An 11968-nucleotide genomic window follows, 5' to 3' on the forward strand; every position below is an offset into this window, starting at 1 on the left:
TCAAATAGGAGGAAGCAAAAGGGTGGTTGTTATCTGATAAATCCTCGGTGCACTTCATATAGAATGTTACTGGGGTCCCGGTGGACCATTTTGTAGCTTTCTGTCTTATAGAGTGCATCATAGATGGAGGGCTCCAGATAGAGGGTAAATGAATGAATTCCAGGATAATGGTCTTCCTTTTCTTTTGGAGAACCTGGCAGCCAAAGATTCATGGCGATGTGATGGTGGTATCCATCTCTGGAATAAAAGCCTGCACTGGGATAATCAAACATTTTCGCAAGTCCCAGGGTTTCCTTGTAATGCCGGGAGGAAGCTTCCAAATCCAGAACATGAAGATGGATATGTCCGAGGACTGTATCCTTTGGGAATTTTATGAATTCATTGGAATACCTTGATTTGAGGACACCATCTATGTCCATCACTTCTGTGGACATATGGAGAGTCCCATCTTTCATCCACTTTTCTTGAGGCCGGTCCCAGTAAACTTCAATACCGTTTCCTTCTGGATCCGTCAGATATACAGCTTCTGACACATAATGGTCAGAGAATCCGGTGACGGGAATTCTTGTTTTTGCTGCATGATAGAGAAAATCTCCAAAATCACCTCTCGTGGGGACTTTAATCGCAAAATGATAAAGACCCACCTCGTGACGTCTTGTTTTGTGGGTTTCATGAAGAACAAGAAGAGGACGGTCGTCTGCATAAAGCACTACTTTTCCGTCTTCCATTTTACCAGTGAGCCCAAGATGCTCATAATATTCTCTCATGTTGGTTAAGTTGTTTACATTGAGGTGCACTGCACCTAGTTCTATTGTTTTCATCTAATCGCCTTCATTTCATTTCATCTTCAAATCCGTGATTATTATGGGATTTAGTCTAAGTGTACGGGACGGATGAAAAGCCTGTATGAAGTGCAAGATAAAAAATTGTGAACACTTCACCTGTAAATGTTGTCATAGAAGGCTTTTGGCAGATTCTGCCTCTTCCTCTGCAAGATTCTGGAAATAACTTGAAAGAAGCGCATAGAGATACACCAGGCTTTCCTTTTGATCGCTATCTGCTGCAACAGATTCGGAAAGATTCGAAGCGCAGGTGAGTGTGCTCTCGTAGCGGGAAAGAAAGGCCTCATATAGCGTGTAAAGATTCGTGGCATCTCCTTTTTCCAGCTCTTTGCTGAGTGGGGATAGAAGAATTTTGATCTGGGGCAGGGTCAGGGTTCTTTTAAGAATCTGGATGAGAGACAGCATCATGAGATGCTCTCTGGAGTATTTTTTCTTTTCTGTTGGGAATAGGATTTTGTCTTTGGTATAATTATTGATCATGGTTTTGGTCAGTGGCCATTTAGGAAACTGTTTCTCCATGAGAGTCATGACCTGATCCATATAGAGGCCGAAATCCGGCAGAGCTTCCACTTTTGGGAGCTGGGGAAAGGAATTTTCAAGCATAGCTTCATCTCCTCATCTTGTTTTCAAAACTACATAACATCATCATAATAGATACAATTCACAATTTCAATATTGCATTTTATGAAAGCTGCGGTATAATACAAATAAGACAACACATAGTTATTAAAACTAGATGGAGGGATCTACATGAAAAAAATCAAATTGAGAGAGCCTGTGAATGCCTGGACACATTTGGGCGGGGCGATCTTTTTCTTTATAGGAACCATAGTGATGCTGGTTCATAGAATTGTGATAGAAGCATCCGTAAAGAGTATCGTGGGTGTCATCATTTTTGGAATCAGCCTGGTGCTTCTGTACTTGGCCAGCGGTATTTATCACAGTTATAATGGCAGTGAAAAAGTCATTAAAAAGCTGAAAAAACTGGATCACAGCATGATATATGTCCTGATTGCAGGCAGCTACACACCCATGTGTCTTATGGTTCTTGAAGGACAGCAGAGAGTACTCATACTAAGCATTGTCTGGGGTATTGCGCTCTTTGGGATTTTGTCGAAAATTTTCATTCCGGGCATTCCCAGAGTGCTGTATACGCTCTTTTACCTCATGATGGGATGGATGGTCATTTTCTTCATTGGGGATGTGTATGCAAGTATTCCACAAGGGGGATTCCTGCTGCTTCTCTTTGGGGGAATACTTTATTCCATCGGAGGCATCATCTATATGATCAAGAAACCGAACTTTTCCAAGGTACTTGGCTTTCATGAGCTTTTCCATTTGTTCATTTTAGGCGGCAGTCTTCTACATTATTTCTTCACATTCTTTTATCTCGCTTAATTTTTTAGCGAGAGACTGGAAACAAATTGGTTACAGAACCCATTGAATTTAGGGGCTTTTGGCAGTTATAAAGACTGCCTTTAATTTATAGCTACAAATTGTTTAATTCTCTTCATATTTTCTTTACAAAAAAGACGTACTATAAAAAAGTCGTATGAAAATGATGGAGGAATGAACATGAAGCCTTGGAGCAAAGCGGTTGCCACTGCGTTGGTGATTTTAGCTGTTGGCAGTTTCCCGAAAGTTAGGGTACTGGCAGATGAAAACAGTAAAACAAAACTGAATGAAGTTGTTGCACAGATACAGACCCTTGAAGAAGTTAAAACTGAAAATGAACGGTTGGTTGAAACCAGAATAAATGAAATTGAAACCATTGGACAGGCAGTCTCTGTATTCCAGGACCGCATCAGGTTCCTGGCAGAGGAAAAAGCAGCAGTGGATGAAAGAATGGTGCTTCTTGATGAGCTGAAGCCTTCAAATCTTCTGCAGGCAGCGGTGCTGACCATCGCAAGAGCCTATACAGTCCTTGAAGAAGCAGAAAGAACTGCACTGATCCATGGAGAACTTGACGTATATGGGACCTATGAAAATCAGTATCTGCATCAGGATACCTATCGCGAGATTGAAGAAGCGCTGCTTCTGAAAAGAGCGGAGATTGAAGAGAACATTCTTCAGGTGGAAGCGCTGATGAATACAGAAATGGGCAAGAAAGAGCAGTATACAAATGAAGTGACAGAAGCTCAGAGAGTATCTGAAGAGACAAACGTGACACTGACTGCCCTTAGTGTAGAAAAAATCACATTGGAAGATCAGATCAAGAAAGAAGAGGCTGTGAGAAAATCCACCACTTTTATCTGGCCAACTTCAGGAAGATTCACCAGCCCCTTTGGGTACAGAATCCATCCGATTTCCAGAACCAGAAGAATGCATACTGGAATTGATATTGCTAACAGTTCAGGCACCAACATCGCAGCCTCCCAGAATGGTAAGGTGATCTTTACCGGATATCAGGGAAGCTATGGAAAACTCATAGTGATCAGACACGCAAATGGCATGGAGACAGCTTATGCACATTTAAGCAGAATTTCCGTGAGCGTCGGAGACACTGTGACTCAAGGACAAAGCATCGGAAAGATGGGAAGTACCGGAGGATCCACTGGAAGCCATCTGCATTTTGAAATCAGAAAGAATGGCACAGCTGTGAATCCAATGAGCTATTTAAAATAAGAGAAGGAGAGCGGAAGCTCTCTTTTTTTGTGCAGGAAGTTATACACATTACACACAAGATGTTGTGGATTGTTTTTAAAAGTGCACCACATATTGTGTTGTATTCTTTTTCTTGACAATTAAGAACGTATGTTCTAAAATAAGATCAAGAAGTAAAGAAGGTGATTTCATGTACCCTCAGGATTATCGACGGCCATGCGAAGTGATCTCGTATTATAAAGAAGGAAAAGTCTATCCGCTGAAGTTCCGTTTCTATTCTGTGGAGAATGCTGCCTACTATGTGTATGAAGTGGAGAAGATTTACTATGTTCTGGAAGAGCACAGTAACGGTCTTACGGAGAAGACATTTTTCGTCCGGGGAAAAAGAAAAAGACTCAAAGAAAGGCATGCACTTTATCTGGACCCCCGGCATAAAAGCTGGTGGATTCTCACATAGCCTCTACAGCTATCTTTGAAGGTCAGTGCCTTCCTGCGCGGAAGAGAAGTGCCTTTGTGAGTTTCTTAGGAGTCTCTTTAAAAAAAGCAGTTGACCGGAAGTGGAATTTCCTATAGAATCTATATGATATAAACGATGAAAAGAACCAGTATGGAAGTCCTGCCTTCATAGAGAGAGGGGATTGGTGAAAGCCCTCAAGGAAAGTTTCCAGAACCTGTCTTGGAGTTTCTCAACCATTTGAGCGGGGAAAGCCGTTATACTTTAGAGTGGATACGTTAGGAGAAGTATCAATAAGGGTGGTACCGCCGAAGAGATTTGGCCCCTTTTATTGAGTCTTCTTTTTTTATTTCTTTTATTTTGTGGGAGGTATTGTTATGAACAACAACAAAAAGCTTGTAGAAGCCATCACATCCATGGATGTGGACTTCGCGCAGTGGTACACAGACATCGTGAAAAAAGCAGAACTCATCGAATATTCCAGCGTTAAAGGTGCTGTGATCCTAAGACCTTACGGGTATGCTCTATGGGAGAACATTCAGGGGTATCTGGATAAGAAGTTCAAGGAAACAGGGCATGAGAATGTCTATATGCCAATGCTGATTCCTGAGAGTCTTCTTCAGAAAGAAAAGGACCATGTGGAAGGATTCGCTCCTGAAGTGGCCTGGGTAACCCATGGGGGATCTGAGCCGCTCACCGAGAGGCTGTGCATCAGACCTACTTCAGAGACGCTCTTCTGTGAGCACTTCGCAAACATTGTGCAGTCCTATAATGATCTGCCAAAGAAGTACAACCAGTGGTGCAGCGTCATCCGATGGGAAAAGACCACAAGACCTTTCCTAAGAACCTCTGAGTTCCTCTGGCAGGAAGGCCACACCATTCATGAGACCGCTGAAGAAGCCCAGGAAGAAACCATCAAGATGCTGAATGTCTATGCGGACATGTTCAGAGATTTTCTGGCCATTCCAGTGGTGAAGGGAAGAAAGACAGACAAAGAGAAGTTTGCAGGTGCTGAAGCCACCTATACCATCGAAGCGCTCATGCATGATGGAAAGGCTCTCCAGTCCGGCACATCCCATAACTTTGGAAAGGGCTTTGCGGAAGCCTTTGGCATCCGATATACCGGAAAAGACGGAAAGCTCAGCCATGTGCATCAGACCAGCTGGGGACTATCCACTAGAGTCATCGGTGCCATCATCATGGTTCATGGGGATGACTCAGGGCTCATACTGCCACCAAGAGTGGCACCTACTCAGCTTATGATCATTCCAGTGGCACAGCACAAAGAAGGCGTTCTGGAAAAAGCAGAAGAGCTCCGCGGAAAGCTTTCAGGCGTATGCCGTGTGAAGGTGGATGCCTCCGATAAGAAGCCAGGATGGAAGTTCAGCGAATATGAGATGAAAGGTGTGCCTCTAAGACTGGAAGTAGGTCCCAAGGACATCGAAAACAATCAGGTGGTTCTTGTAAGAAGAGATACCCGTGAAAAGATGATCGTGTCCATGGATGATCTGGAAGCGAGAATTCCAGCGCTTCTTGACGAGATTCATGATGCGCTTTATGAGAAAGCTGTGAAGAGACAGGAAGAAATGACCACAACGGTGACCACTCCAGAAGAAATGAGAGATGCAGCAGACAACAAGCCTGGTTTCATCAAGGCCATGTGGTGTAATGAGCTGGCTTGCGAAGAGAAGATCAAGGAAGTATATGGACTCAGCTCCCGATGTATGCCTTTTGAGCAGGAGAAGGTGGCAGACACCTGCATCTGCTGTGGAAAAGAAACAGACACCATGGTGTACTGGGGTAAAGCATATTAAAAAGAACTGGACAGGAGACGTGCAGATAGAGGCACCTCCTGTCTTTTTTGCATTTTTTGTAAACATCACAAGAGAAGAAACATTTTGAAGAAGCGGTGGATTATAATGAAGAGGAAGACAAAGCTGTGAAATGCAGCTGAACAAAAGGGGGGCGATTGTAATGTACCAACTGGAACAGCTGATTCAAGGGAACTATCATCTGCGCGGTGTAAAAGACAGAGAAGGCGACAAGGATTATTTTCTCGATAATGAAGGAAGACCCCTGATTCTCAAATACAAGATTGAGATGGAGTTTTTTAAAGTTTCTTCCATACTCCTCCGCGTTGGACAGGGAAATCTTTATTCCGTGCATTTTCTCATGGACCGGGACCTGCTCTCGGCCATGTCCTTTATTGAACTGGATGGAGAAAAACATGTGCTTTCATATGAGGTGACAGAGAAAAATGCAAGACTGACCATCCTGCTGAAAGAAGGCGCTGTAGAAGCGTAGATAAAGCGGCGGTGTGAAAAGAAAAGAGTACAGTAATCTATGAGGAGCGATTCCTAAAGATACTGTACTCTTCTGTTTTTTAATTGAACTCTTCTGCTATAGGGTGCTCCGCCAGAACCTTTTCCGATGCTTTCATCAAGAGCAGGGTACCAAGGAAAAGTGCCAGAAAAAAGAGCTTTTTCTTGTTGACTGGAATCATAAGAAGTTCCTCCTATAGAATTATTTTCCTAATCTTTCATTTCAATGGTGATCATGTATTCCATACCTTCATAGGTCACAGGGTCTTTCACCAGGCGGAATTTCATCTCCTTGCTTTTGAGGGCTATGACCATGAAGCCCAGAGCGAGTCCCATATCGATCTTATTCAGGGAAGAAAAAAGCTTGCTTTTGATAAAGCCGAGTTTTACCCGAAGAAGATGGATTTTATGCCCATCCACTGCAAACCTCCAAGGCTGGGTATTGAAGGAGGATGGAGCAAGTCTTGCCGCTTCCAGTATAAACTTGTACTTTCTTTTTACTGGTCCCTGAAGGAGGATGTCCTTATAGGATCGCCTCTTATAATAATCCAGTTTTGGATATAGGGACAGTGGATCTTCCGGATTGCCAAAGGCAATGAAAAGAATGGGCACTTCTTCTTCGCCCAGTGGTGCGAACTGCTGAATGGTAGTAAGATCCGCTCCCGGATAGGTGACGCAGGTGGCAATGCCTAAGTCGTTGAGCTTTAATAGCACATGCGCCATGGAGTAGCCTGCGGCCTGCCGGAATCCGGATGCTTCTTTAGAAGCCACCACCAGGTAATGCGGAGACTTCACCTTGGTGTAAGCGCCCAGGATGCTGGTGCCTTTTTCCATGAAGTGCTCTCCGTCTTTTACCAATAGAAAGGAGACCGTGAGATTTTCAAAAAGCTGAGGTATATCCTGTAACGCCTGTTCCACCCGTTCCATGGAGGAAGGATCCAGGGAGTCCATGTTGAATTTTCGTGTGGATTTTCGTTTGGAGATATTCTGATAAAGTCTTTCCATACCCTGCCTCCTTTTCTGGGACTTCACTCGTTAGAATCTTTTGTCAATGAGTACGGCCACTTGAGAAGAGATGCCTTCTTTGCTTCCGGTGAAGCCAAGACCTTCTTCTGTGGTGGCTTTGATGTTGATCTGGTCTTCCTGCAGGTTCAGCACTTCACAAAGAACCTTTCTCATGGCAGGGATATGAGGTTTCATCTTGGGTTCCTGTGCAATGATCACACCATCAATATTGATGATTTTATAAGAACGTTCTTTCAGCATCCTTTTTACTTCTTTAAGTAGAACCAGGCTGTCCACATCCTTATATTCAGCAGCGGTATCAGGAAAATGGGTGCCGATGTCGCCGAGGGCTGCTGCCCCAAGAAGAGCGTCCATGATGGCATGGGTCAGGACATCTGCGTCAGAGTGACCTAACAGTCCTTTTTCATGTGGAATCTTCACACCGCCGATGATGAGGTCCCGTCCTTCCACAAGTTTATGTACATCATAACCTATACCTATTCTCATAAAATCCTCCATTAAACAGAGTTTTCTCTGTGTTCTTTCCTATATTATACCATGGTTGAGTAAAAACAGAATCTGGAGTTTCGTTTTCGAAACCCGCAATAAAATTATGAAAATGGAAAAGGGTCTGCACCTTAAAAAACGAAAAGTTTTCAGGGTTCCTTTATGGATATCTCATCCTTGATAAGACAATATCATTAATCTGTTAGTTTATTTAAAGAAAGTTAACAAATTAACATCCAAAATTTAGATTGTTAAATACTGTCAAAACCTTTGATAATATTATACTAAATTTGTGAAAAGGTTTGTTTTGAGAACTTATCAAAAAAGAGAAGAATTTCTTGTCGAATTCAGAGTAAAGATCCTGATATGCAGGGCATATTGAAGTTTCAATATTTGAGTTTTATGATATAATTATTCAGGAACTGTAAAAGAATGATAAAGAGAATCGGGAGCTATTTCATTCTTGGTTTAATAATTAACGAAATTCTGAAAGGTCGGGTGAACAGTATGTCAATATTGATCGGGCCCATGAAATTGCATTTGAATGGGCACAAAGAATTGACAAGCCATGGTGAAGTGAAGAACATCGTGGCCGGTAAGAAGGTCTATATACCGCTGATGGCATGTACAGATGTACTTGTGAAAGCAGGGGATACCGTGAAAGCAGGTACAATGCTTGCGAAGCGTGATGACCATTTCAAGGTACCTATATTCTCCTCCGTCTCCGGTAAAGTTCTGGGTATTGAAGAACTGGAGCATACAACAGGAAGAGTAATAGACCATGTCGTCATTGAAAATGACGGACAGAACACATTTGAGAGACCCTTCGAGCCTATAGATGCTGATAAAGCTTCTGTAGAGGAACTGGTGACATTCATGATGAATGCCGGTATCGTTGGATGTGGTGGTGCTGGATTCCCTTCATACGTGAAGTATAAAGGAGCCAAAGGCATTCATACTCTGCTGATCAACGCAGTAGAATGTGAGCCATATATCACAGCGGACTACCGCATCATGGACAATCAGGTGGAAGAGCTGGTGTATGGAACAAAAACCATGCTGAAGATGTCTGGTGCTCAAAAAGCGCTCATCGCCATCAAGAAAACTAAAAAAGATCTCATAGCCAAGGTTCGTGAAGCAGTGAAGGATACAGAAGGTCTCTTCGTAGAAGAAGTTCCGGATCAGTATCCCATGGGCTGGGAAAGAACCCTTATTTATGAAGTCTTCAAGAAAAGATACGACAAGCTGCCAGGAGAAATTGGGGTCATAGTGAACAATGCGACCACAGCCATTGCTTTCTCCGAAGCACTCCGATATGGAAAGCCAATCATTGAGAAAATCTGTACCATCTCCGGTGATGCAGTGAAGAATCCTTCCAACGTACGTGTGCCTGTAGGGGTATCCGTTCAGGAAATCGTAGAGCAGATCGGTGGATATGCTTATGATGAAGTGCGTATCGTGGGCGGCGGACCTATGATGGGGAAGACTGTTTCCACAGATCGTGCCGTCATCAATTCCGCTTCCAATGCCATCACCATCCTGAAGCCTGATGAAGACGAGGCCATTGCCTGCCTAAGATGCGGAAGATGTAATGACCACTGTCCTGCAGGGATTCTTCCAGTCAGAATCAACAATGCGGAAGAAGCAGGAGATGTGAAGCTTCTGACAAAGCTTCGTGCAGACCAGTGTATCGAATGCGGCATGTGTACTTATGTATGCCCATCTAAAATTGAAGTGACTGAAGGCGTAAGACGTGGTAAAGCACTCTTAAGAGCCGCAGCGCAGAAGTAAGGGGGACAGTATCAATGAAATTTTTGACCAAAGTGTCTCCAAACAATAGAGACAAAGACCACAGCACCCAAGGTGTCATGGCGGAGCTCAGCGTTGGACTTCTTGTTGTCTTTATCTTCTCCATGGTGTTCTACTTCCAGGAGTATGGGATGGACTATGTCATCCATGGCGTGCTTCTTATGGTCACTGCCATTGTGGTGGCACTGCTGACAGAAGCGGTATTTGCTCTGGCAACCAAAAAGAACATCGTAAAACATATGAGAAGCTCTTTCCCGCTGGTTACAGCCATTATTCTTGTTTTAACGGTACCGATCTCCACCACATACTTTGCCATCGGGGTAGCTTCCTTCTTTGCTATTTTCGTTGGAAAGCTCATCTTTGGGGGATTCGGACATAATATCTTCAATCCAGCTGGCGTGGGTCGAGCTGTGATATTTGCTTCCCTCATGGGATCCACGGTGGCTGATGTCACCACCAGCGCGACACCCATTTCTTCCATAGCCAATGCCGGGTGGCTCATAAAGGATGCAGCTGTGACAGAGAAGTTTCTGGAACAGTTCGGCGGACTCTCCAATCTTCTTCTGGGATGGTATCCTGGAGCCATTGGTGAAACCAGTGCGCTGCTTATCCTTCTGGTAGGAGCTTATCTTGCGTACAGAAAAGTTCTGGACTGGAAGGTTCCTGCTGTTTATATCGGTTCTGTATTTGTGTTCACCACCATCATTGCACTGGTCAACGGTGTAGGTATGTGGTACCCCATGTTCCATGTGCTGGCAGGAGGACTTGTCTTCGGTGCAGTATTCATGGCTACAGACCCAGTAACCAATCCTACCACCATCAGCGGAAGAATCATTTATGCCATTGGCCTTGCTGCCCTGACCGTGATCATCAGACTGCAGGCAAGTCTTCCAGGTGGTGTTGTATTCGCAATTCTTATTATGAACATGGTTTCTCCACTCATTGATAAGCTCACAGACGGCTGGTCCATCTATTCTGTGAAGAAGTACACTGTATCCATTGCAGTGACCTTTGCAGCTGGAATCCTTCTGACTTTTATGGCTGGAAACGGTCTTGAGCCGAAAGCCATTGAGTTCCCAAGAGAAGGAGGCGGCCTTGGCATCTTCACTGACAGTCAGGACAACCTTCCTGAGGTGCTGGAACAGTCTGAAGAGGGATCTGTTGTGACCTTCGTTCTGTCCGCGCCTGGATATTATGCCATCCAGTCCGGTGGAGAACCTAATAAAATTGAAGTGAAGATCAATAAAGACACCAATACTGTGGAAAGTGTTGCCATAGTTTCTGTGAATGATACTCCAGGACTTGGAGACAGAATTGATGACCCTGCGTTCCTTGACCAGTTCAAAGGCATCTCCTTTGAAGACAAAAACGCTGGGGTAGACGCCATTTCCGGTGCAACCATCTCATCCACTTCTGTGACAAAGGCAGTGCGAATTGCTTTTGAGACACTGAATAAGTAAGGGAGGACAGAGAAATGAAAAACATGAAAGGTTTCGTTGTTTTACTGGCTACTGTTCTCATTGCGGGCGGCGTGCTTCTATTTGCAGATGCACAGCTGAGACCGCTCATTGAAGCAGCAGGAAGCGGCGAGTATAAGGAGATTCTGGAAAAGATTTTTCCGGAGTCCAAGAATTTTGAAGAAGAAGAATTTACAGATGAAACTGGACTGATTCAAAAGCTGTTCGAAGACGAGGACAACGGCGGATTTGTATACATTCTGGAAAATCAGGGATTTGCTGATGTGATTACCTTTGCTCTAGGGTTTGATTTAGAAGGCAACATCGTTGGGTATGAGATCATTAATCTCAATGATACCCCTGGATACGGAAGCCAGGTAGGCGAAGAAGCATTTATTGGATCTGTGGTCGGCAAGACCTCTGTAGACGGAGTTGCTACTATTTCAGGTGCTACAGTGAGCTCCAAAGCTGTTGTGGATGCCATTGATGCTGCAAGGGCAAACTATAATGAAATGATGGGAATTGAAGACAATGGAGAAGGCGCAGCGCCTGAACCAGTGGCTCCACCACTGGAGTTTGGGGCTAAACTGCCTATTTTCAGAGAAGATGTTTCTGAATCCAGACAAGGTGTTATCATTGATACCGTGGAAGAAGGCGGAAATGTTACTTATACTGTGGAAGCAGCAGGATATGCTGTCATTGAGCAGTATGATGGTGCAAAACCAAACGTTGTGAAAATTACACTGGATCCTGCAAATCAGGTGATTGTAAAGGTAGAAGTTCTTGAAGTGAATGACACCAAGGGAATTGGTGACAAAGTCCTCCATGAGGATTTTGCAAAACAGTTTGAGAATCTCTCTTATGCAGATCCATCTGTAGAAGCAGATACTGTGTCTATGGCAACGGTATCCAGCACATCCGTCATCAATGCAATTCTCGCAGCGCTGAATGCGAACAAATAGGAGGGAG

12 protein-coding genes and 1 other annotated feature are annotated in these 11968 nt (G+C 44.0%); of the genes, 8 read left to right on the forward strand and 4 right to left on the reverse strand.

The annotated features are described in order from the left end of the window. Window positions 1-29: 29 nt before the first annotated feature. A complete protein-coding gene (locus DEF30_RS02430; protein WP_294096130.1) occupies window positions 30-821 on the reverse strand; it encodes a VOC family protein in 792 nt (263 codons plus the stop codon). A gap of 132 nt (window positions 822-953) precedes the next feature. Beyond that, window positions 954-1445, reverse strand: coding sequence for a DUF1836 domain-containing protein (locus DEF30_RS02435; RefSeq protein ID WP_294096132.1), 492 nt, complete (start codon window positions 1443-1445; stop codon window positions 954-956). A gap of 147 nt (window positions 1446-1592) precedes the next feature. Here DEF30_RS02435 and DEF30_RS02440 point away from each other — a divergent pair, with 147 nt between their 5' ends. From DEF30_RS02440 to DEF30_RS02460, 5 genes are all read left to right on the forward strand, one after another. After that, entirely contained in the window at window positions 1593-2240 is a 648-nt protein-coding gene (locus tag DEF30_RS02440; protein WP_294096133.1) for a hemolysin III family protein, read from the forward strand. A 177-nt stretch (window positions 2241-2417) separates the two neighbouring features. Then, window positions 2418-3467, forward strand: coding sequence for a M23 family metallopeptidase (locus DEF30_RS02445; RefSeq protein ID WP_294096135.1), 1050 nt, complete (start codon window positions 2418-2420; stop codon window positions 3465-3467). A 169-nt stretch (window positions 3468-3636) separates the two neighbouring features. Beyond that, the gene (locus tag DEF30_RS02450) at window positions 3637-3903 is read left to right on the forward strand and encodes a hypothetical protein (protein ID WP_294096137.1); all 267 of its coding nucleotides are present in this window, start codon (window positions 3637-3639) and stop codon (window positions 3901-3903) included. A gap of 126 nt (window positions 3904-4029) precedes the next feature. Then, window positions 4030-4230, forward strand: a binding site (T-box leader). Window positions 4231-4277: 47 nt separating this feature from the next. Then, a complete protein-coding gene (proS, locus tag DEF30_RS02455; RefSeq protein ID WP_294096139.1) occupies window positions 4278-5714 on the forward strand; it encodes a proline--tRNA ligase in 1437 nt (478 codons plus the stop codon). A gap of 130 nt (window positions 5715-5844) precedes the next feature. Next, on the forward strand, window positions 5845-6204 hold the full coding sequence (locus tag DEF30_RS02460) for a hypothetical protein (RefSeq protein ID WP_294096141.1): 360 nt from the start codon (window positions 5845-5847) through the stop codon (window positions 6202-6204). Between the two features lie 227 nt (window positions 6205-6431). Here the strand turns inward: DEF30_RS02460 and DEF30_RS02465 are convergent, their stop codons facing one another. Beyond that, window positions 6432-7226, reverse strand: coding sequence for a nitroreductase family protein (locus DEF30_RS02465; RefSeq protein ID WP_294096143.1), 795 nt, complete (start codon window positions 7224-7226; stop codon window positions 6432-6434). A gap of 30 nt (window positions 7227-7256) precedes the next feature. Next, window positions 7257-7733: a 2-C-methyl-D-erythritol 2,4-cyclodiphosphate synthase gene (gene ispF / locus DEF30_RS02470; protein ID WP_294096145.1), complete on the reverse strand. Its 477-nt coding sequence runs from the start codon at window positions 7731-7733 to the stop codon at window positions 7257-7259. 507 nt (window positions 7734-8240) lie between these two features. On the opposite strand from ispF, the gene DEF30_RS02475 reads away from it, so the two are divergent. From DEF30_RS02475 to DEF30_RS02485, 3 genes are read left to right on the forward strand one after another with little or no spacing between them, the layout of a single operon-like run. Further along, window positions 8241-9524 (forward strand): RnfABCDGE type electron transport complex subunit C, encoded by a 1284-nt coding sequence (locus DEF30_RS02475; RefSeq protein ID WP_294096146.1) that lies wholly within the window; start codon window positions 8241-8243, stop codon window positions 9522-9524. A gap of 14 nt (window positions 9525-9538) precedes the next feature. After that, window positions 9539-11002, forward strand: coding sequence for an RnfABCDGE type electron transport complex subunit D (locus tag DEF30_RS02480; protein WP_294096147.1), 1464 nt, complete (start codon window positions 9539-9541; stop codon window positions 11000-11002). 14 nt (window positions 11003-11016) lie between these two features. Then, on the forward strand, window positions 11017-11961 hold the full coding sequence (locus tag DEF30_RS02485) for an FMN-binding protein (RefSeq protein WP_294096149.1): 945 nt from the start codon (window positions 11017-11019) through the stop codon (window positions 11959-11961). Window positions 11962-11968 lie beyond the last annotated feature (7 nt).

This window comes from Proteiniclasticum sp. (assembly GCF_003514505.1).
In the GTDB taxonomy this organism is placed as follows: Bacteria; Bacillota; Clostridia; order Clostridiales; family Clostridiaceae; genus Proteiniclasticum.